Annotated in this window: 16 protein-coding genes; 10 read left to right on the top strand and 6 right to left on the bottom strand. The window is 62.6% G+C overall.

Annotated features, from left to right (window positions below; translation table 11 throughout):
• Positions 1-11: 11 nt before the first annotated feature.
• Entirely contained in the window at positions 12-785 is a 774-nt protein-coding gene (locus tag AAF358_11980) for a glutaredoxin domain-containing protein (GenBank protein ID MEM7706267.1), read from the top strand.
• Between the two features lie 42 nt (positions 786-827).
• Here the strand turns inward: AAF358_11980 and AAF358_11985 are convergent, their stop codons facing one another.
• A complete protein-coding gene (locus AAF358_11985) occupies positions 828-2,975 on the bottom strand; it encodes an FAD-dependent oxidoreductase (protein ID MEM7706268.1) in 2,148 nt (715 codons plus the stop codon).
• A gap of 109 nt (positions 2,976-3,084) precedes the next feature.
• Between AAF358_11985 and AAF358_11990 the strand changes: the two genes are divergently transcribed.
• Both AAF358_11990 and AAF358_11995 read left to right on the top strand, forming a co-directional pair.
• Positions 3,085-5,004, top strand: a complete 1,920-nt coding sequence (locus tag AAF358_11990; GenBank protein ID MEM7706269.1) for a diguanylate cyclase — start codon at positions 3,085-3,087, stop codon at positions 5,002-5,004.
• A 77-nt stretch (positions 5,005-5,081) separates the two neighbouring features.
• Positions 5,082-7,388, top strand: a complete 2,307-nt coding sequence (locus AAF358_11995; protein MEM7706270.1) for a TIR domain-containing protein — start codon at positions 5,082-5,084, stop codon at positions 7,386-7,388.
• A gap of 21 nt (positions 7,389-7,409) precedes the next feature.
• On the opposite strand, the gene AAF358_12000 is transcribed toward AAF358_11995, so the two are convergent.
• Positions 7,410-8,888, bottom strand: coding sequence for a S41 family peptidase (locus AAF358_12000; GenBank protein MEM7706271.1), 1,479 nt, complete (start codon positions 8,886-8,888; stop codon positions 7,410-7,412).
• Positions 8,889-9,013: 125 nt separating this feature from the next.
• On the opposite strand from AAF358_12000, the gene AAF358_12005 reads away from it, so the two are divergent.
• Positions 9,014-9,628: an RraA family protein gene (locus AAF358_12005; GenBank protein MEM7706272.1), complete on the top strand. Its 615-nt coding sequence runs from the start codon at positions 9,014-9,016 to the stop codon at positions 9,626-9,628.
• Positions 9,629-9,641: 13 nt separating this feature from the next.
• Here AAF358_12005 and AAF358_12010 read toward each other — a convergent pair whose 3' ends face one another.
• From AAF358_12010 to sfsA, 3 genes are all read right to left on the bottom strand, one after another.
• On the bottom strand, positions 9,642-10,472 hold the full coding sequence (locus tag AAF358_12010) for a hypothetical protein (GenBank protein MEM7706273.1): 831 nt from the start codon (positions 10,470-10,472) through the stop codon (positions 9,642-9,644).
• A complete protein-coding gene (locus AAF358_12015) occupies positions 10,469-10,825 on the bottom strand; it encodes a DUF1428 domain-containing protein (protein ID MEM7706274.1) in 357 nt (118 codons plus the stop codon). The genes AAF358_12010 and AAF358_12015 overlap by 4 nt, the downstream gene beginning before the upstream one ends.
• An 86-nt stretch (positions 10,826-10,911) precedes the next feature.
• On the bottom strand, positions 10,912-11,718 hold the full coding sequence (sfsA, locus tag AAF358_12020) for a DNA/RNA nuclease SfsA (GenBank protein MEM7706275.1): 807 nt from the start codon (positions 11,716-11,718) through the stop codon (positions 10,912-10,914).
• Positions 11,719-11,835: 117 nt separating this feature from the next.
• Here sfsA and AAF358_12025 point away from each other — a divergent pair, with 117 nt between their 5' ends.
• From AAF358_12025 to AAF358_12040, 4 genes are all read left to right on the top strand, one after another.
• Positions 11,836-12,285 (top strand): hypothetical protein, encoded by a 450-nt coding sequence (locus tag AAF358_12025; GenBank protein MEM7706276.1) that lies wholly within the window; start codon positions 11,836-11,838, stop codon positions 12,283-12,285.
• Positions 12,286-12,401: 116 nt separating this feature from the next.
• Entirely contained in the window at positions 12,402-12,596 is a 195-nt protein-coding gene (locus AAF358_12030; GenBank protein MEM7706277.1) for a hypothetical protein, read from the top strand.
• A gap of 235 nt (positions 12,597-12,831) precedes the next feature.
• A complete protein-coding gene (locus AAF358_12035) occupies positions 12,832-13,794 on the top strand; it encodes an SDR family NAD(P)-dependent oxidoreductase (GenBank protein ID MEM7706278.1) in 963 nt (320 codons plus the stop codon).
• 123 nt (positions 13,795-13,917) lie between these two features.
• Positions 13,918-16,140, top strand: coding sequence for a patatin-like phospholipase family protein (locus AAF358_12040; GenBank protein ID MEM7706279.1), 2,223 nt, complete (start codon positions 13,918-13,920; stop codon positions 16,138-16,140).
• Between the two features lie 17 nt (positions 16,141-16,157).
• On the opposite strand, the gene AAF358_12045 is transcribed toward AAF358_12040, so the two are convergent.
• Complete coding sequence (locus AAF358_12045; GenBank protein MEM7706280.1) at positions 16,158-18,209, bottom strand: VCBS repeat-containing protein; 2,052 nt, start codon at positions 18,207-18,209, stop codon at positions 16,158-16,160.
• Positions 18,210-18,380: 171 nt separating this feature from the next.
• Here AAF358_12045 and AAF358_12050 point away from each other — a divergent pair, with 171 nt between their 5' ends.
• Together AAF358_12050 and AAF358_12055 are read left to right on the top strand one after the other, a co-directional pair.
• Entirely contained in the window at positions 18,381-19,586 is a 1,206-nt protein-coding gene (locus tag AAF358_12050) for a hypothetical protein (GenBank protein MEM7706281.1), read from the top strand.
• Positions 19,587-19,689: 103 nt separating this feature from the next.
• Complete coding sequence (locus AAF358_12055) at positions 19,690-21,123, top strand: PLP-dependent aminotransferase family protein (protein ID MEM7706282.1); 1,434 nt, start codon at positions 19,690-19,692, stop codon at positions 21,121-21,123.
• Positions 21,124-21,138: the final 15 nt, after the last annotated feature.

Here is a 21,138-nt window from a genome sequence, read left to right on the forward strand (position 1 = left end):
TTTACCGAGGCGTGAAAGAACTGCCGCCCTACCGCGTTTTCTGGATGCCGGGCTGTTCCAGCTGTCTGCGGACCAAAGAGTTTTTGATCGAGCACGGTATCGTGTTCGAGTCGATTAACGTCAAGGAAGTCCCGGAAGCGTTGACCGAATTGGCGGAGCTGGGGTTTCGCTCGGTGCCGGTGATGGCCCGGGGAAGGGAAGGTACTTACTGTCAGGATCTTCGCGATGTGGCGGCTTTTGTGGGGGTGGCGATCAGTGAGCCTGCTCTGACGCCGGCGCAGTATGTGGACAAATGCCAACGCGTAATCGACGCTGCGTGTCGCTACGCCCGTCAGCTTTCCAGCGGGCAGCTCAAGGGAAGTTTTCCAGGTCGAGATCGACCCTACAGCGATCTGGTCTATCACATCTTCATGGTGATCAATGCATTCCTCGAATCGGCTCAGGGCGGCCGTCTGGACTACGAGTGGTTCGAGCGACTGACGCCCGAAGGCGTGGAAACCGGCGAGCAGCTTGCGGCGCTCGGTAGGCAGGTCAGTACGCAGCTCGCTGCCTGGTGGGATGCGGCGGGCGGCGTGCTGCCGGACCGGCTAGACACCTACTACGGCCAGCGGCGTTCGCTGAACGTTTTGGAACGAACCACCTGGCACGCGGCCCACCACTGTCGGCAGCTGGAAGCGCTGGTGAAGCAGTTTGGCTTTGTCCCCGATGGACCGCTGGGCGACGCCGAGCTCGCGGGGCTGCCGCTGCCCCGCGAGGTTTATGACAACGAAGTCTCGATGAGTTGAGCCCGACCGCAGCGGTGAGTGAGAGTAGAAGTGTCCGCCAGCCTACGTTTCCAGTCCAAACGGATCGTAGCCATGAATGTCGCCTTTCTTTGGCAATCCGCAGAGCGCGTTGGAGGCCAGCCGGCCGCCCATGACCGTGCCCTCCACGCTGCCGACGTTCAGGCCGGTGTAGATCCAATCACCGGCGATGGTCAGGTTGTGATATCCCGTCGCGTCAGCCCTCAGCCGATACTTGGCGCTGCCAGGCGGGCTGGTGACATAGCGTTCCGTCGGATCGATGTTGGCGCGCCAGAACTGGGTCTCGAAGCGCCTGGCTCCGCGTGGCGCAGCGTTCGGGTCCGCGGCATGCAGCAGGCTTAGATCCAGGCCGACTGGGTCGGCCGCGCCCTGCACAGCGTTGACGGTGGCATTTGCGAGGAGCGGGCCGGTGGCGGCCCCAAGGTACTGGATACACTGATAGCGGACGCGATCGTGCTGCGCTGCGGGAAAGTGATGGTCGTTGAAGTCGGGAATGCCGGCGTCGGGCATGGTGCCGCAGATGTACAGCAGTCCTTTTGGCCCCGAGTCAGCCGGCCAGTCCTCGACGTTGAGCAGATGGCTGAAGTCAACCTGGCCACCGAGGGGATTTACGTAAGTTCCAGCAATCCACACGTTGTTTCCGGGCAGAGACGGCAGGCCCAGCTCCGGCAGCGCGCTGTCAAACCACAGCTGCATAGCCTGCGTTTGCACGGTCGGCACCTCGTCCACCATGGCCTGCCAGCGTGTCCGCCCCTTGGGGTCCTCACACTCGGGAGCGTTGCTCGTGTCTTCGAGCAGCTCCCGGCAGAGGTACGGCAGAGCGCCGATAGATATCGCGAGCACCACCTGATCAAAGTCTTCGCCGCACTTCAGCGTTTGCTGCGCCGGGTTCTCCCAGCGTGACCAGTAGGACTCCAGGTCGTAGCCACCTCCCGGCAGCTCGCTTCCCCCGGCGAGCGCATCTCCTTCCTTCAGCTGCGCGAAGTTGGGACGGTTGGGCCAGCACCTTAGTCCCTTAATCGGACCGATCAGCGGGTCGTATTCGCCTTGCAGCACGTGAGCCTGGATGCCGAGATCGATCTCAGCCACCGATTTTTTGTCCGGCGCCAGTTTCAGCTCCTCAACCTTGTGAAAAAACTTGAACTCAACGCCCCGGGACCGCAGCGCCCAGTAGAGCGGTGCGATGACCGTCTCGCCGGTTCCGGCCGCGAACAGCATCCCAAACGCCCCCAGATAGGCGAACTGGCGGAGATTCCAGTCGAGGTAGGAAGCCGCACTCATCTGCGGTGCAATCGACGTGTCCCCCTGCGGGAACTGATAGGACAGGGCAATGGTGTTGAGGGTCAGCGGGCTGCTCAGCGTCATCGGATGGGCGCCATGACGGCCCAGCCATTCGGCGAAGTTTTCGTCGTCGATTGCGTCGAAGCCGCGTTCGGGAATGCGATCCTGAAACAGCCCGCTGAGCGTAGCAAGGCCAAGATCCAGGATCACAAACAGGTGTCGGAGGTCGCTGTGTTCTTCAAGCAGCTCACCAGCGCTCAGCAGTTTCGCCAGCGGGCGCCAGCACTTCTCGAGTAGCCCTACCAGCCACTTGGCCAGCGCTGGGTGTGAGGCAACGTCGGCATGTTGTTCCAGCTCCTGCACCAGCTTGGCCAGCAGGGTCTTGTGATCGCCGCCGGCGTTGCCTTCAGCGGACTGCTGCATCTTTGCCGCCAGAACCCCCAGAATCTTCAGCATGGCCTCGAGGCGATGCTCAAACTTGGCCAGATCGCCTGCCTGTGAATAGCGATAGCTGTTTATGGGCAATTCCAATGACCAGTGTTCCCAGGCGGCGCGGTTGAAGTCCCACATCGCTACGGCGTTCTGCAGGTCGAACGCCTCGTCCAGGCTGGTGAGAAAGCCGGCGTTGTCGGGGAGCGCCGCCAGCTCCTCGAAAACCTCATTGAGCATCTCCAGCGCGTTGTAGTAGCTGCCGAGGAAACCGTGGATGCCGTGTTCCTCCAGACGATACCCGTTGGCCGCATCTCGCCCGGTGGCGCACTTGCCGCCCAGCCGCCAGCCCATCTGATAAACGGTGACTTCGTAGCTGCCGGTCTTCTGCAGCTCCCACGCTGCGGTCAGCCCTCCGATGCCTCCACCTAAAATGGCGACCCGCTGTTTGCCTGAGTGCATATGCTTCCCTTTTTTATCCGAAGAAATTGCCTACGCTCGCGCGACAGAGTAAACCAGGCCCGCTGCCCGTGGTATCTTCTTTTTTCGGATTTCTTGTCGGGTGCTTTCGGTGTTTTTGCACTACAGTTCGCTGACTCTTCTCGCGCTGGCGATGGCCGTGTTTGCCTGGATGGCCGTCACTACGCTGAAACAGGCGCGGGAAGGCGTTGCGTGGTCCCTTGGGATCTATTTTGTCCTTGTGCTGCCGGGGATCGGCGGTGCTGCGCTGCAGGTGGTGGCGGATGACGCGACCACCCTGGCGGTAGCCAAGGTCATGATGTTTTTCTGTCGCGCCGGCATTCCGGTGGCGCTGATTGCGCTGGTCTTCGACATGATGGGTCGACCCTTCCGGCCCCGGTCGCTCGTGCTGTTGAGCGTGATCCCGGTCTGCACGATGTTGCTCGCGCTGACCAACTCCGCTCACGGACTGCTCTGGTCGCCCCAGCTCGACGACGGCTCGGGCCAGCTGCTCGTCCACCCGGCCTGGGGGCCGTGGTATCGGTTTGTCCATGCGCCCTACAGCTACCTGCTGCTGGGCAGCATGATGGGCATCTTTTTCCTCCGCCTGTCGGCCGTATCTGCGCCGCAGCGCCGGTCCATGGTGCTGTTTCTCATCATCAGCCTGGGCCCGATGCTCACCGGCCTGCTGCACTCGTTCGGCATCCATCTCGACCGGCTGTGGTTGCCGGCACTTTCGGTTTCGCTAACCGCGCCGCTGTTCCTGTGGATCATCAACGACCTCCGCGACCACCGCTTCCGGCCGGTGTCCTACCGCGAGCTGATCGAGCAGATCGACGATCCGGTGATCGGAATCGACCTGGCTGATCGGGTGGTGTCGATCAACCACGCCGCCAGCGCGCTCTTCGGGATGGATCGAGCGGCGCTGCTCGGTAGGCCGCTGCCGTCGGAGTCACCCGTGACCATCGCGCTTGCCTCGTCGCTGGCTACCGGCGAGCCGCTGCTGCACGACGAGCGCTGGTTTGACGTGCGCAAGTCTGACGTGCTGGCCGACGACGGGAGCCCGCGGGGCCAGACGCTGATCTGTCGTGACGTCACGGCCGAAAATGCGGCGCAGGAGGCGCTCGCCACCGGTGAGCAACTGATGCGTACCATCGTTGAACACGCCTCTTACGGGATTGTTCGCCTGCGCCGCGATTGGCCGACCGCTGACGGTGAGCCGGTTGCCTACCGCTGCGTCTTTGCCAACGCTGCGGCGGCAGGCTGGGCGAGGGTCGATGCCGACAGCCTGGCCGGCAAGGACGCGGGGGAGATTCTGTCGCTGGTGCTGGCCGGATGGCGGGGTGACGAGGCGACCCTGGCTCGGCGAATCTTCTCTGCCGCGGCGGACGGTCAAGTGGTTTCCGAGGACGTGGAGCTCAGCGGCGATCGCAGCAAAAGCTGGCTTCGGCTCGAGGCGGAGCCGGTAGACAACGACCTTGTGCTGACGTTGACCGATATTTCGAGTTTGATGCGTCGGCAGCTCGCAGCGGAACGAAAAGCGAATTCGGACTACCTGACGGGCATCTTGAGTCGGCACGGGTTCGAGCAGGCCGCCCAGCGGGTGGTTGAGAGCGAGGCTGGTGGCCTGGTGCTATTCATCGATCTCGACGGCTTTAAGCAGGTGAATGATCAGTTCGGCCATTCGGTGGGTGATCGCCTGCTGCAGATTGTCTCCGGCCGGCTCGTGGACACCTGCCGCTCGCAGGATCTGGTTGGACGCTTTGGTGGCGATGAGTTTGTGGTGCTGGCGGCCGGCCTGACCCCGGACACAGAACAGAACCTGGTCGACCGGGTGACCGATGCCCTGAGCGAGGCCTACCAGCTGGACGATCAGCGCGTGACCTGTAGCGCGTCGATCGGGCGAGCCCGGTTCCCTGAGCATGGCGAAACGCTGGAATCGCTGCTGGCCCACGCAGATAGGGATATGTACCGAGCCAAGCGGGCCGGGGCTGGCGGGGTCGTGCTCTCCACCGAAAAACGCCGCGCTTGAGCGCTAACTCGAGGCCACTTCTCCAGGCGGCGCCTGAAGTCGGCCCATCGGGCGGTTTCGCACGCTAGAATTCCACCATGGCTGACGTTTTCATCTCCTACAGCAGGCAAGACCGGGCATCCGTCGAAACGCTGGCGTCAGCGCTCAACGCACGGGGGCTGGACGTTTTCTGGGATCGCGACATCGGGGCCGGCGCGGACTTTGCCCAAACGATTGAAAGAGAGATCGACGCGGCGCGGCAGGTTGTGGTCGTCTGGTCAGAAAGCGCTACGGAATCCCAGTGGGTTCGGGACGAGGCTGAACTCGCGCAGAGCCAGGGCAAGCTGGTGCCGACCTCCCTGGACGGCACGCTGGGGCCGCTGGGTTTTCGCCAGCTTCAAACGCTGGATCTGTCCGGCTGGTTCAGACAGCGGGATGCGGGCTCCCTGGAAGAGCTGGTGCGTCGAATCGATCAAACGCCTGCAGACCGCCCGCAGACCCAGCAAGCCCCGGTGGCGCAAGCGAGCCTGGCAACGGGACGAAGCTGGGTCGTGGGCGCCGCACTGGCGTTCGTCCTGGCTATGGGCTGGCAGTGGTGGCGTACGAGCAGCGAGGCGCCGGCGCCACCGGGCGCCGTATCCCCTTCAGCTTCGGTGGCGGTTGCTGTCATTCCCTTTCGGAGCCTGACACCTGACGGCAGCGACGAGTTGTTTGCTGACGGCCTATCTGAGGAACTGCTCCATCGGCTGGCTGCCGTACGTGGACTGGCGGTCCCAGGCCGGTCGTCGGCATTTCGCTTCAAGCAAACCACTGAGAAGCCACAGAGTATGGGTCGCCAGCTCGATGTGGACTATCTGGTGGAGGGGACGGTGCGTCGATCCGGCGAGGCGCTACGGATAACGGCCTCGCTGGTCGAAGTCAGCAGTGGCTTCACCCAGTGGTCGCAAAATTTCGATCGGGAAATGGCGGATCTGTTTGAAATCCAAGACGGTATCGCGGAGGCCGTCGTGAGTGAGCTGTTGGGGGCGATCAGCTACGACGAGGTGGCCAAGGCCAGCTATCAATCAAACTCGCCGCAGGCCCACGCGAGCTACCTGGAGGGCCGGGCGTTGTGGCGCAGTCGCGAGCAGGGCGCTTTGACACGTTTTGAACGGGCGCTCGAGCAGGACCCGGAGCATGCACTGGCCCACGCTTACCGGGCCATCGTGGCCGCCTACTATGAGCAGGGCCCATCAGCGGCCGCAAGCCAGTCGCTTGCCAAAGCAGCGACGCTCGAACCCGACCATCCCGACATCCTGTTTGCCCAGGCCTGGGTCGCGGAGATGTCCGGTATCGAAGATGCGGCCAGTCTGGAGGACAACTATCGCCAGGCCCTGCGTGCCAATCCCCGTCACGTGGAAGCGCTCTACGCGAGCTTTCGGATCAGCGGGGATATCACGCTGCTGGAGAGCGCGCTGGCGATAGACCCGGCTCACTTGCCGGTTCGAGCGTCGCTGGCCTATCGCTACTATGTGGACGGCAACCGCGCCGCGGCCGCGAGCTCTCTTGTGCAGAGCCTTACGACCTACCCGGAGTTGTCGCCAGCCAGCCTCGGCGATACGGCAAAAGGTTTTGGGGATTTTGACACCTTTATCCGTCTGATTTTTAGCGATCCTGCACGTTCTCTGGCTGATCCCTGGTCGCGGTCGGTATTCGCTGCAACGCTGATGGAACTTGGCGCGGTGCCTGAAGCCCGGTTTGTGGTGGATCGCGGAACCGATCATTACAGCCTATCCATCCGCGCCAAGCTCCGCGAGGACTGGGAGGCGTATCGGGACGCGGTGAGCAGCCCGCAGGTACCACCTGTCTTTCGCCCGTTCGCCCTGGCGCTGGGATTCTATGAAGTGGGTCGGTACGACGATGCCCTGAGGGAGCTGACGGCGCGCTGGCCCGAGGTGTTCGCCGAGCAGCCGGAGTTTCGAGAGGGACGGTTCGGCAGCGAAGGCGACTGGGTGGCGCTGTTCGGCATTGATCTTCTCGAGCGGACCGGCGCGAAGAACCGGGCACGGGCGCTTGCCGAAAGCCTGCTCACAAAAATGCTGGAGTATCCGGATGTCATCAGCTGGCGCTACGACTTCCAGTCAGCGTTGGTCCACGCAAAGCTCGGTCAGCTCGAAGCGGCGGTCGCAGCGCTTTCGAACGCCCGCGAGCACGGTTTCAGATACCCGTTGACCTACGGCTGCGACGCCTGTCTGTGGCCTGAGATCTCCCGCCCCGACGGTTTTCTTCAGCCGATCCTGGCAGATCCGCGCGTGCAGGACATGCTGGACGAGCTCCAGCGCAGCAACGCGGAAGCCCTGCAGGAAATTGAGCGTCGCTACGGGGCGCTCAGTCATGTTCGCGCGTTGATGGCTGAGGAAGGCTAGCTCCTTGAACCGCGCAACCGGCTACAACGCCAGCATGCCGGAGTTTGCAAGCTTTATCGCAGCCTCCAACGCCGGATCGCGCCCGGCAAGCCACGATTCATACGTTTCCGGCGCCTCGATGTCCGGGTCGAAGCCCCGACCGTAAACCGGGTTCTCGGTTACCTGTTCGGTGAGCTGGTAGGGCACCCGCACAACGATGCCGGTGTTAGGCAGCGTGAGAAAGAAGATGATGCCAGCGGTTGGACCCTCCTGGCTGCCGCCGGTCGATTCCCCAACCAGCGTCGCGCGCCCGGTGGCCTGCATCACCGACACAAAGGAGGTTGAGCCCGAGGAGTTTGAGCGACTCGTGAGCACAATCAGGCGACCGCCGAACGCATCCGCCTGCGGTTCAAGCGGCCCACCCACGCCCCCAAACTCCGGCTTCACAGACCACCAGCCGTCGTCGCGTCGATTAAACTGAGTTGGTTGCGGGTTGAGCGCCGCCTTTTCCCAGGTGTCCAGGTGGTCCCGAAGGCCGTCGAGATTGATCGTCTTCACGCGGACATCCCGCGCCCCAAATGTCGGCTTGTCGATCAACCGGGTGACCAGGCCGAGCTGGGCGTCGGTGGACCCGCCGCCGTTGCGGCGCAGGTCCAGAATCATAGTCTCCACCCCACGTTCGGCCGCCTGACGAAACAGCGGTCCATAGATGGCTTCAGGCTTCACGGGCTTGCGGTAGTTGACGAACGTATCCACCGACAGCACCGCAACCTTTTCCGTCGGAAACTCGATGCGTGCGACCCCCGGATCGGAAAAGTTTTGGCCCCAGCGCTGGCCCGACGTCAGGTCCCGGAAAGCGGCGTAGCCGATGCGGGGCAGGGTGAGGTCGCGGATCACGCCGTCGCTAGAACGGGCTTTCACAACGACCTGTGCGGCGACGTCGTTCAGCAGCGGGTCGAAGTGGTCGAAGCCCGAGCCGAGAAACTCGCTGCTCGATGCCAGCACCACGCTTTTGACGTGATCGGTAAAGCCATCGACCGGTATGTAGGGCGCAACGGCGGCGAGCCGATCCTGCACCGGCGTGCCGTCGATGGTGAGAATCTCGTCTCCCCGCGCCAGCGCCGTACCGCCAGGCCGTGAAACATACATTCGATGGCTGCCATCTTGGTTGAACAGCCTGAAGCGGAAAGGGAGATAGAGCGGTGAGGTCTCCCGAGCCTGCTCCATGGTCTTCGGCAGCTCCACCTTTGTGTGGTCACAGCGAATGGCTGCGAGGATTCGTGACAGACCGAGGTAGGCTTCGGTGAAACTCACCTGCTCATCGAGTGACCCCTCGAGCTGCTGCCACATCCGATCCAGCGCGAGGGTCGAGGTATAACGGTCGTATCCCGGGTGCACCCGCTGCAGCGTTTCCCTGGCCAGCGCCAGATCGGCCTGAACCAGCGCTCGATCAAACGACGTCGACAGCGCCAGCGTTGGCAGCAGCGTCAGGAGCATAAGCCCCAGCTTTATCTTTCGCATTTGTTACTCCTGGTGTCACTCTCTTGGACGGCAACCGACGTTAGACGCCGCCCGGCGGGCAGCGGTTGAAGCGGGCCGGCGCTGTGTTACGGTCATGCTCCGACGTGTTTCCCGTGCCATATCCGATGATCGATTCCCTCACCGCATTTTCTCAGCTCAACGCCTGCGACCTGGCGGATGTACTTCCGCGCTCCCAGGTGCTTGACCGGGCCATTGCGCCCTTGCTGCCCACCATGCCGCGTATCCTCGGTCCGGCCTATACCGTCCACTGCCCGGCGGGGGACAACCTGATGATGCATGCAGCGATTTATGCGGCGCAGCCGGGGTCAATCATTGTGGCTCGAAGCGAAGACGGGCTCAGCGCCATGGTCGGCGGAAACGTTTGTGCCATGGCCCAGCAGCGCGGCATCGTTGGCCTGGTGATCGACGGAGTCGTTAGGGACCTCGGCGAGATTCGAGAACTGGGTTTTCCTGTCTACGCTCGCGGACTCTGTCCGAAACCTGCCGCAAAAAAGCAGCCGGGTCCGGTAACGCCAACGGTTGACTGTGGGGGTGTCGACATTTCGCCGGGCGACCTGGTGCTGGCGGACGAAGAGGGTGTCGTGGCGCTGCCAAAAAACGAGGCAGCTCAGCTCCTCCAGGAGGCGCAGGAAAAGGCGGACCGAGCGGCGGCAACGCCCCTCGCCGATTGGGCAGCCAAGCATCAGCAGGTGATTGCCAAGGCGATGGGGGACGGCTGACGTTAACCTGGCGCTAGCCGGAGGCTGAGGCGAGGGTCAACGCACTGTCGAAGCCGCGACGCAGCACTATCCCGAGATCCTCGTCCCTATTCAGCTGACTGGCCGGCGCCACCAGCGAGACAAATCCGTCGGTGTGCCAGCGAAAGGACGCGGGGGCAGCGGGCAGCGCAGCAACGGGCGGCGCGGGCCACGGCGTGCAGTAGAGGTACGGTTCATCGTAGCTACCGTCTCCCGGGGATAAACCTACTCCCACTGATCGAGCGAATTCCGGGTCGCCCGACTCGAGTACGAACAGCGACGCCAGGTCAAAGTGGTGTGGCCAGCAGCGCGCCTCTGGGCGGGTTACCGCCAGATGTTCGCAATCGCTGATCAGAACCTGCAGCGCGAGATCCGCCTCGTGAAACCAGCGCCCGAGTGTGGCGGCCGCGGCTGCGTGTTCGGTTAGATCCTCATAGTCAATCGCATATTCCAGCGAGTAAGGCATCTGTGCGTCGGAGGTCTCCTTGAGATCCGTAGCCAAGAGCCGTGCGTCGGCCCAGCGCTGCGCCGACATCTCCGAGGCGCCGACCAGGGTCTGCTCAGCCTCAACACGACCCCGATCCAGCCACAGCAGGTTTTGGTCAGCAAAACGAAACCCCAGCTGAAAACGTTGTCCGGGGTCTAACGGCCGGCTTAACAGTGCGACGTGTTCTCGGTTCCATCCCAGGTTGGAATGGCTGTCGTCAGCATTCGGCGGGAAATTCGCCCGCGCAGCCCTGGAGGGCCACTGACAGGCCGCGTGAGTGAGCTCTCGGGCACGGCCGAGCCTGCTCGGATCCGTCCCGGCATGTCGTTCAACGGTCAACGGTCCAAGATGGTTTCGAACCCGCCGAAGATCATGCGCTTGCCGTCAAACGGCATGGCGCCCGGGCCCATTTCGGCCATCCGCGGATCTTCCATGGCGGACTTCAGACCCGCGTCGCGCGCGGCCCGAGAGGGCCAGGTGATCCAGGAAAACACCACCGTCTCGTTGGGCTCACACTGAACCGACAACGGGAACGAGGTGACTTTGCCTTCCGGGACATCGTCGCCCCAGTTTTCCACGACCGAGATGGCGCCGTGATCCTTAAAGACCGCAGCCGCCAGCTCGGCAACCTCCAGATAGGCCGCCTTGTTGGCGGTGGGGACAGGAATGACGTAACCGTCAGCGTAAGCCATGGACTCCCTCCTGGCCTGGGGTGTCTAAGAGCAGGATGCGGACCCAGGCACGCTCACGAGTATAGCGCCTGCGGTCGTCGTGGGCGCTAAGTCACCTTGCCACGTCGCTTCCAGCCCGAGTATGCCTTCAACGCGTCGCGGTATGGCTCAACGTCGGTCGGGTCGTAGTCTTTGAGATCGACAGGGATCATGCCGATAAAGTGATAGCCCGCCGGTGTCGGATCGATTTGCGCCGCGCGGAACCGTACCCCGGCTGCTGCGGCGGCGGTGGCGGCCTCAGCGAAAGCCGGATCGTGAAGCCGGCTCGGTCTTAGCGATTTCCCGTCGGTTCGCTGCAGCACAAACAGAACGGTGGCACGCCGCCCCTGGCTGGTCTGCTCAGCGAGTTCCCGCAGATGTTTGGCGGCGCGCTCGCTGACCGAGTCTGGAAAGTAGGCGCGGTGATCGGGATAAACCAGATGACAGTTCTTGACCTCAACCAGGTGTTCGGACTTGCCGCTCGACAGCATCAAGTCGATCCGGGATCTGTTGCCGTAGGGCACTTCCCGGCGCACCTCGCGCCAGCGCTTGAGACCGGGAATCAGGCGAGCCCGAACCAGCGATTCGGCGATTCGGTTAGGAACCACCGTGTTGGCGCCAACGTATCGCCCGTCCAGTTCCAGCAGCTCGAGGGTCCACTTCAGCTTGCGTTTGCTGTTCGGCGGGGCGGCGGAGATCCAGGCGGTGGTCCCGGGGCGCACGAGGCCCTCCATCCGGCCTGGGTTGACGCAGTGGGTTTTGACGACTTCACCGCCTTCGAGCTCAACGTCGTAGATGAAGCGATCGTATCGCTGGACCAGTCGACATCGGGAGAGCGGTTGCAGGTGTGGGATGATCATGTTCATGGCGCTCATAGGCTGACGACCTTAACGTGAAAACGCCGGCAATACCGTTGCACGACAAGCCGTACAGAACCCCAGCTCAGGGGTAAAGACGCTTGCGATCTTTGGACTCATCGCTATGCTGCGCCAATGGAGCCACCCGAGTCTGATCAGCAGTCAATCGAGCGCACGAACCTTTGGCGCGCCCTCGGTGCTGCGATCGTGCTGGTGCTGCTGGTTGCGGTTGCGGTGCATTCGAAAACGGCGAACTATCTGGAATTGGAAGTCGAGGCGACGGCCTACAACTCTCTCCCGAGCCAGACCACCGCTGAGAATGCCGACCTCGCGGCCTGGGGAGATCGGCTCAAGCCTGGCATGAAAGCTATCGCGGTATCTCGCGATCTGCTCGATATGGGGCTGGGTCACGGCTCGACGGTGACGATCGACGCGCTGCCTGGCAAGTGGAAGGTGCTCGACAAGATGAACCGGCGCTGGACGCGCAAAATAGACATCTACATGGGCGAAGACGTTGAAGCGGCTCGCACCTGGGGGCGGCGCAAAGTGACCATTCGATTTCGGCCCCAGACCGAAGAACCCTAGGGCTCAAGTTCACCGAGCCGGATAACGCTGACCTGCCGCCGCGCTCTCGTTGCGGCGTGACCGTTCCTTTGCTACTTTCCTACGCGTACCTCGTTAGAGCGAAAAGAGCTGACCTCATGAAGCAATCGATCCGCACTCTTCTGATTCTACTGGCAGTTAGCGCGTTGAGCCTCGGTGGACTGACCGGCTGCAAAACCGAGTACGACTACGCCAAGTCTGACGCTGGGAAGTATGAGCGTCCCTACACCGATGGTCGAGATAAGCAGTCGGACGACGACAGCGCTGACGACGAGGAATCGGACTCCCAGTAGGATTGCGTCGGCGCGCCATTGCGCCAACGTCGGTAGTCGCGTCGGGCACCCAGCCCTGTCTCTCTATAGAGCTACCTAAACGCTGCCGCAGACGGCGCATGTCTGCCAGTACCGGGCGCAGCGGCCCCAACAACGCTTAATCCAACCCCGGGCGCTGGCAACCGGCAGTCTTGGTCGTTTGACCCCAGACCTGTCGTGCTAGCATCGATGATCCACTCAAAGCATCAGGTGTCCTATGCTCAGATTTCTCCTGCTCGTAACGCTTGCGTTCGTCACTGCGTCAGTGGCACTGACGCCTCGGCCAGCTCTGGCCGAGGAATCAAAGGCTGTCCTGATCACCGGCGCCAGCACCGGCATCGGGCGTCACCTTGCGGAAACGTTGGCGGGTGCTGGCTACCGCGTTTACGCCGGGGCGCGAAAGAAAAAAGATCTGGCGGAACTCGACGCCATCGACAACATCACCGCGGTGCGACTCGACGTGACGAGTCAGGAAGAGGTGGATGCGGCCGTCGCGATGATCAGCAGCAGCGGAAGCGGCCTGTGGGGCCTGGTGAATAACGCGGGTGTCGGCGGCGGTGGCGGCGTTGTTGATACGCCAATCGAAGACCAGAATTTTGTTTTTGACGTCAACGTAGAAGGGGTTTACCGCACCACACAGGCCTTCGCGCCGCTGGTGATGGCGTCCAAGGGACGGATCGTCACCACCGGATCGATCGCCGGCACCATCTCCTGGGGCGGCGGCAGCGCCTACGCGGGCAGCAAGCACGCTATGGAGGCCTACACAGACGCGCTGGCAGAAGAGATGGCGCCACACGGCGTGTCCGTCAGCGTGATTGAGCCGGGCAATTACAAGTCCAATATTCGTCGCTCCAGCGTCAATCGCATGATCGCTCAGCGTCAGTCTGCCGGCGGGGGGATCAGCGATGAAATGAAGGCTCAGCTCGAACAGACAACCGAGCGCGAGCTTTCCTACAAAGAGCCCGACGACGTGTCCAAGGCTTTTATGCACGCGCTGTTTGACGACGCGCCGCTGCGGCGTTACATGGTGGTTCCCAACCAGGAAGAACAGGGCTGGACCATCGGCGCGAAAATCAACGAGCTGGTGCAGCTCAACAGCTGGGGACCGTACAGCTACAGCCGCGACGAGCTGGTCAAGATGCTCGACGAGGCGCTCGGAGCGGCGCCGGCCGACGGCTAAACCGGAAGCTCCGCCTCGCGGGACAACCTTAGCTTCCACCAGCCGCGCAGGCCCGACTTCTTAGGGCCTGCGTGGTAGCATTTTTCTAAGACAATCCTTTCGAAAAAATTTCGGAGCGTCGCCATGTCTTTGACTCTGCCTGCTGCTTTGGGAGGGCGCGCGATCGGGGCCGCCTTACTGCTTTTGGTGACTGCGCCTCCGGTCCTTGAAGCGACCGAGGCCCGCCCGGAGACTCGGGCCAAGATCGGACTCGTGCTGAGCGGAGGTGGGGCCCGAGGTGCTGCACACGTCGGTGTGCTGAAGGTCCTTGATGAGCTACAGATTCCCATCGACTTTGTCGCCGGCACCAGTATGGGGGCCATTATCGGCGGTCTCTACGCTGCGGGCATGAGTATCGATGAACTCGAGTCGGTGATCACCGACGTCGACTGGAACACCTTTTACTCCGATCGTCTTCCCCGAGCGGATCGAAGCCTGCGGCGAAAGTCAGACGACGCCGGTTTTCTCGTCGATTTTGACATGGGGATCAGAGACGGTGCCCTCGCGCTACCGCGTGGCCTGGTGCAGGGTCAGACCTTCGAAGTGGCGTTGCGACGTTGGCTTTTGCCGGTAGCCACCGTCAGGGACTTTGACCGTCTTCCCATCCCATTCCGAGCCCTGGCAACCGACGTCACCACCGGAGAGCAGGTGATCCTGGGAAGCGGCGACCTTGCGAGCGCGATACGCGCGAGCATGTCGGCGCCGGGCGCACTGAAGCCGGTTCGCCTGAACGGGCGTCTGCTGGTCGACGGGGGCCTGACCAGCAACGTACCGGTGCAGGTGGCCAAAGACATGGGCGCGGAGCATCTGATTGTGGTTGACGTCGGCTTTCCGCTGCTGGACGAGTCGGAGCTCGACTCCGCGCTGGCGATCAGCAACCAGACCCTCACCATTTTGATCAAACGGCATACCGACCGCGAGCTCACGAAGCTGACGCCCCAGGACGTGTTGATTACTCCAGAGCTGGGCCTTCTGGGGTCAACCGCCTTTGAACGGGTTGCTGAGGCGATGGAGCTGGGAGAATCTTCCGCTCGCGACCGGGTTGAGGCGCTGCGGCAGCTTGGCAGGCACGTTGACCCCCAGCGCCGCAACTCGGCCCTCGCTGAGGGCCGACGCGGTTCGCCCACTATCGATCGCGTGCGGGTCGACAATCAGTCGCTGCTGGCCGACGAGGTGATCGCCAGTCGACTGGCGGAATACCGCGGGGCGCCGCTGGACCTGGATCAGCTGGAATCGGATATCGGCGACATTTTTGGCTTCGGGACCTTCGAGTCGGTCAACTATCGGTTAAGCGAGGATGACAGCGGCACCGAGCTGCTGCTCAACGCTCGAGAGAAGAGCTGGGGCCCGAACTACCTGCGGTTTGGGATCAACTTCGAAGATGATTTTGACGGCACCAGCAACTACAACCTCGCCGCCCGCCTGACCAAAACCGAAATCAACGAGCGGGGTGGCGAGCTGCGGTTTGAGGCTCAGATAGGTTCCAGGCCGCGGTTGTTTGCGGAGCTGTTTCAACCGCTGGACTTTCGATCTCGCTATTTTGTGAACGTTGCCACCGAATACGGCCGTGACAGCGCCATACTGTTTGATGGACGGCGACAGCTGGCGCAGCTGCGTTCCCGAGACTCACAATTCACGGTGGCGGGTGGCCGACAGTTCGGCAACTGGGGTGAGCTGCGCCTCGGTCTCAGCCGAGTCACCAGCGACGGATCGATACGCATCGGTGCACCCGACATCAGCGCCGGAGAGGCCGACTTCAACTCAGCGGACCTTAGCTTCAATTACGACACGCTCGACGACAACGGTATTCCCCGGACAGGGACGTTAGCCTTTGCCCAGTGGACCAGTAGTCGGGAGAGCCTGGGATCGGACGAGGCCTTTGACCTCGGTCAGGCGACGCTACTGAAGCCCATCACCTGGGGGCAAAACACGCTGCTGAACTGGTGGAGCGTATCCAGCGTGACCAAAGGGGACGTGGCGCCGTTTGCGGTAGGAGGCCTCTTCAGTTTATCCGGCTATGAGCGTAACGAATTTCAAGGCAAACACGCTGCCGTGGGCCGGCTGCTTTACTACCGACGCCTGGGTGATGCGCGGGCACCCGCCTTTGACACGCCGGTTTATGTCGGCGCTTCAATCGAGGCAGGGAACGTTTGGCAAAGCCGCGACGACATCAGCTTCGGCAGTGCGCGCCGAGCGGGCAGCGTGTTTGTCGTGCTGGACACCATTATTGGGCCCGTGTACCTCGCCTATGGCGGGGCGGAAGGCGGTCGCCGGTCGGCCTATTTATTTGTCGGGCAAACGTTTTAGCGGGTTCGGGAATTTGGCTAAAACGGCTGGTCCTCAAAGCCGCTGCGAAACAGGCCTTCGGTGCGGGCCGTGGTCACGGCCTCCCAGTACTCGCCCGCGGTTTTGCCGACAAAAGACATCGGTTGAATCAGCGCGTCCTCCTGCTCGATAAGCTGACTCAGCCTCGGGGATGAGAACGCTCTTAGCTGATCGGTGACCTCGCGATAGATGGTTCCCATCTCCGGCGTGATCAGGAAACTCCCGTCTCCGTTGAGCTCCGAGTCGATCGCCGGTGACCAGAGGCGACCGGCCTCCACCACGTCGTAGGCCAGCGTGGGATGGGAGAACACCACTTCGATCAGCTCCGACGAGTTGTCGTAGAACAGGTTACTGTAATAACGCCCGGAAGGCGTCGGCATCATGACCTCGTCCCGCAGCCGGCGCAGCTGCGGCAGGTTGAGCGAGGGCGGGATGAAGCCGCCTTTCCCGGTCTTGAAAATCTGGCCACAGGGATCGAAACCCGCCTGGCCAAAAGCCAGGCAAAGTGCCGTGGCGAGACAAGCTTGTCCTATGCCGAGGCCCTTGCCCGCTGGCGAGTTCGAAGTGATCGCTGCGAGGTCGAGGATCAGATAGCTGGCTAGGGCCGGCGCGTTGATCGGCGCGGTGGTGTCTTCGGTCAGCAGCAGCTGTGCAGAGTACGGTGGTGTGTCCTCGGGAAGCGGCACCGAGTTGATGGTGGTCGACGGACCGGGCCGGCTGACGACGAGCTGGCTGTTCAGCGTTCCGGTTGCCGACGTGAGCTGGTACCCAACCGTTACGCTCGGTGCGTCGACTCCCTCGACAAGTAAGGGAATGCCCAGCGGAAAGCCGCCGAGCCCAAATAGCTGCGGCGCGCCGCCCTCGTCGCTGACCGCACGAACCGGCGCGATGCTCACGCCTGGTTCGCCGCTGAGGTCCCCATTGAGCCAGACCCGGTTTCCGTTGAAGTCGGTGACGGCAAAGTCGGCATCGGTGTCGCCATCGAAATCCGCCGCCACCACGCTTTGGCTGAAGTTGCTGGCGCCGAGCGCAACCTCGGCGCGGGAAAAGCTGCCGCTGGTATTCAGCCACAGCGAATCAGGCTCATCGAGATTAGCGAACCAGATGTCCAAGAAGCCGTTGCCGTCGATGTCGGCGAGCGCAACCGCTTCGGAGCGAAGCAGGTCGAGCGCTACGCCGCTGTCGGTGAAGCCGCCCGTGCCGTTGTTGAGCCAGACGCGGTTTGACTCGCCGTTGATGGTTCCGGAGAGCAGCCCGGCGTTGGCGGTGATGGCGTCCAGATCCCCATCGCCGTCGACATCTCCCAGCGCCACGGCGGCGGTTTGGAAATCCCCATAGCCTGCGCCCGAATCGGTCAGCGTTCCCGCCAAGTTCAGCAGCACCCGGTTGGGACCGGTATTAGCGATAAAGATGTCGAGATCGCCATCTCCATCCAGGTCACCGACGGCCGCCCCGAAACTAGGGTTGGTTGCGCTGAGCAACGTGGGCTCGGCGAAGGTGCCGTCGCCGTTGTTGGTGTAGAGCAGGTTTTGCGCGCCGCTGACGTTACCGTTGGCCGCTGCGATCAGAATGTCGATGCTGTCGTTACCGTCAAAATCACCGGTGACGACGTCCCGGGCCCGGCTTGCGGCGAGCGTTTGGCTGAGTTCAAAGAACCCCGTTCCGTTGTTCAGATAGACTACGTCGGTATTGAGATTGTTGGATGTATTGGCGAGCACCAGGTCCGGGAGGCCGTCACCGTTAAAATCGGCGGCGCTCAGAGCTTCAGCGATCCCGTCTCCAATCCGTTGGCTCGAGGCCGAGAAGAAGCCCTGGCCGTCGTTGAAAAACGCCACGCTGCCGCGCTCGATGCCACCGCCGCTATCGTCGGCAAAAAGCAGGTCGAGGTCGCCGTCACCGTCGATGTCGGCAGCCGTCACATCGCTGTGGGTCGAGTCCGCAAAGGGCTCGATGAAGGGCCCGCGGAGGTCCTGGCCGGTTTCGGTGAAGACCGGCTGTGCAAGCGCTGTGCTGGTACCCAGGACCAGAAGAAGAATAATGCTGAGCTTCATGGATCGCCGTCCTTGAATCATTAGCTGCAAAGACGGGGATCGCGCAAAGTCTGTCTCACCGCGATGCTAGCAACCCGTCAAAGCACGCCGCCGTGCGAGCGTGAAGGAGCGGCTGCATTAACCTCGAACAGCTATAATTGAGTGCCAAAGCGCTTGGAATAGACCGGTCCGTTGAAGACAAGTCTTGTAGGTTTGCTGCTGATCCTGTGCCCATGGGTTTCGGGTTTGGGGGCTGAGGCTCACCCGTACCGCGTCGACTACGTGGCCGAGTTCGAGCCTTCCCGAGGTGCAGCGCAGGTCACCATTCGCTGGGGTGACGGCGCCGATCGGCTGCGCCGTCTTGAACTCAAGACGCACGAGCGGATGTCCGGCTTCCAAACCAATGTCCAAAGCTCGAGGGACGGCGAGTATCTGGTTCTTGAGTCCCTGCGGCCCGGCGCCGAACTCAGCTACGAAGTGGCTATCGACAGCCCGCGGGGTGACGGCGTTTTTGATGCGCGGATCACTCAGCATTGGGCCATCTGGCGGGGTGATGATCTCGTTCCCGCCGGCAAGGTCAGGCAGCTGAAAGACACCGAGGCAGAGGCGTTTCTGACGCTCAAGGGGCCTTCCGGCTGGACCTTCAAGACGCCCTACGAGCAGCTCAAAGACGGTCGGTATCGCATCACCAATCCGACGCGAAGCTTCGATCGCCCGACCGGCTGGATGGTCGGCGGTCGCATCGGCGTCCGGGTCGAGAAAATTGCCGGTATTCAGGTTGCGGTAGCCGGGCCGGTTGGCCAGGACGTCCGGCGAATGGACCTGCTCGCCTTGATGAATTGGACCCTGCCGTCGCTGATCGAGGTGCTGCCCGACATGCCCAAGCGGCTGCTGCTGGTCAGCGCAAGAGAGGGCATGTGGCGCGGCGGCCTGTCCGCAGGCAACTCGCTGTATCTGCACGCTGATCGACCGCTGATCAGCGAAAACGGGACCAGTACGTTGGTTCACGAGCTCGTGCACGTAGCGTCAGGTCTTCGGGGGGGCGACGGTGCGGACTGGATTGTCGAAGGGTTTGCGGAGTATTACTCGCTGAAGCTGCTCCGGCGTTCCGGCGGTATCAGCGTACGACGCTTTGACCGAGCCCTCGACAGCCTTCGTCAGTGGAGCGAAGACGCCGGGCCGCTGGACGCCCGCCGTTCGACCGGGCCGACCACCGCCAAGGCGGCGCTGATTCTGCATAGCCTGGATCTTGAGCTGCAGAGCAAAACGGGCGGGCGCAGCAGCCTCGACGACGTGCTCCGTGCGCTGGCGGATCTTGACAGCCCCGTCACCCTCGCTCAGCTGCGTCAGGCGCAGCAGATGATCAGCGGCAGTGCTTCGCAGGCGCTGAAATTCTGAGGGAGCGGGTCGGCAACGCCGGCACCTGACACGGTGTAAAGTAGCTATTGCTACCTGCACAGTTATCGTTGCAAAATAACGGAAGCTAATCAGTTGGTGTGTGATGCTCGCCGTCGACCGTCGAAAAAACGATTTTCTTTACCAGCAGGTGATCGACCTGATTCGCATGGAGATCGACTCGGGGGCGCTCCGACCCGGGGACCGGCTACCGAGCTTGCGACGGTTGGCCAGGAACCTGGATGTCAGCATTCCCACGGTCAAGCAGGCGTATGAGGAGCTGGAACGCCAGGGGCACGTGGAGTCGCGGCCTCAATCGGGGTTCTACGTGCTCGCTAAGATCCGCAATGCGCTGGTTCGCCCGCCGGCGAGAGCCAGCGCCGGGCCCGTTGAAGTCCGCTGTCGGAATCTTGTCGAGCAGGTGTATGACGGTATTCATCAGCCGGGGGTGGTCCCGCTGGGCATCGCCAATCCGTCCATGGCCAAACCGGCGGCCAAAGCGCTACACCGAACCATGAAACGCGTGATGGCGCGGGCAGAGCAGCGCAGCGTGGGGTATGCGCCGGTTGGCGGTGAGCCGGGGCTTCAACGGCAAGTGGCTTTCCGCTACCTCGATCTCGGTGGTGCCGTCCGGCCACAGGAGGTGGTGGTGACCAACGGCTGCCAGGAAGCGCTGGCACTCGCACTGAACGCCATAGCCCGGCGGGGTGACGTGGTGGCCGTCGAGTCTCCGACCTACAGCGGGACGCTGGAGCTCATCGAATCGCTGGGCATGCTCGCGCTGGAAATCGAAACCTGTCCCACCGAAGGTTTATGTCTGGATGCGTTGGAGCATGCGCTGGGACAGCAGTCGATCCGGGCCTGTGTGTTTTCGTCGTCGCTGAACAATCCTTTGGGGTCTGCGACCGACGATGCGCATCGTCAGCGCCTGGTGGAGCTCCTGGAAAGCTACCGCGTTCCCCTGATCGAAGACGACGTCTACGGCGACCTGCGCTTCGACGGGCGGCGGGGAAAGCCCGCCCAGTTCTTCTCCCGCCGGGGTCTCGTGCTCACCGCCGGGTCGTTCTCGAAGACCGTTGCGCCGGGCTACCGGATTGGCTGGCTGCTGCCAGGGCGTTTTACCGATCAGGTGCTCAAGTACAAGCGGGCAATCTCTTACTCCTCCGGTCTGCTGCAGCAGCTGACGCTCGCTGAGTTTATGGGGTCGGGCGAGTACGATCGGCATCTGCGTCAGCTGCGGCCCGTGCTAAAGGTGAACTGCGAACGGATGGCCGCCCTGGTGGCGGAGCACTTTCCGGCGAACACACGAATCTCCCAGCCGGTCGGCGGATCGGTCCTGTGGCTGGAGATGGCTTCGGACTTCGACAGCGCCGCCTACTTTCAGCAGGCTCTGGACGCCGGGATCAGCGTTGCGCCCGGCGCAGTTTTCTCACCGGGCAATCGCTATCGGCATTTTGTTCGGCTCAGTTTTGGCCATCCGTGGGGCGAGCGCCTGGAACAGGCGGTGCGGACGCTGGGCCAGCTTGCCGCCCAACAATAGTAGACACTCGGCGGC

The organism is Pseudomonadota bacterium (assembly GCA_039033415.1).
Lineage (GTDB): Bacteria > Pseudomonadota > Gammaproteobacteria > Xanthomonadales > SZUA-38 > JANQOZ01.

Excerpts from the sequence above, each read along its gene's own strand:
- AAF358_12040 (MEM7706279.1), top strand. The coding sequence starts at position 13,918 with ATGTCTTTGACTCTGCCTGCTGCTTTGGGAGGGCGCGCGATCGGGGCC.
- AAF358_12015 (MEM7706274.1), bottom strand. The coding sequence starts at position 10,825 with ATGGCTTACGCTGACGGTTACGTCATTCCTGTCCCCACCGCCAACAAG.
- AAF358_11995 (MEM7706270.1), top strand. The coding sequence starts at position 5,082 with ATGGCTGACGTTTTCATCTCCTACAGCAGGCAAGACCGGGCATCCGTC.
- AAF358_12025 (MEM7706276.1), top strand. The coding sequence starts at position 11,836 with ATGGAGCCACCCGAGTCTGATCAGCAGTCAATCGAGCGCACGAACCTT.
- AAF358_12030 (MEM7706277.1), top strand. The coding sequence starts at position 12,402 with ATGAAGCAATCGATCCGCACTCTTCTGATTCTACTGGCAGTTAGCGCG.
- AAF358_12035 (MEM7706278.1), top strand. The coding sequence starts at position 12,832 with ATGCTCAGATTTCTCCTGCTCGTAACGCTTGCGTTCGTCACTGCGTCA.
- AAF358_12000 (MEM7706271.1), bottom strand. The coding sequence starts at position 8,888 with ATGCGAAAGATAAAGCTGGGGCTTATGCTCCTGACGCTGCTGCCAACG.
- sfsA (MEM7706275.1), bottom strand. The coding sequence starts at position 11,718 with ATGAGCGCCATGAACATGATCATCCCACACCTGCAACCGCTCTCCCGA.
- AAF358_12005 (MEM7706272.1), top strand. The coding sequence starts at position 9,014 with ATGATCGATTCCCTCACCGCATTTTCTCAGCTCAACGCCTGCGACCTG.
- AAF358_12055 (MEM7706282.1), top strand. The coding sequence starts at position 19,690 with ATGCTCGCCGTCGACCGTCGAAAAAACGATTTTCTTTACCAGCAGGTG.
- AAF358_11985 (MEM7706268.1), bottom strand. The coding sequence starts at position 2,975 with ATGCACTCAGGCAAACAGCGGGTCGCCATTTTAGGTGGAGGCATCGGA.
- AAF358_12045 (MEM7706280.1), bottom strand. The coding sequence starts at position 18,209 with ATGAAGCTCAGCATTATTCTTCTTCTGGTCCTGGGTACCAGCACAGCG.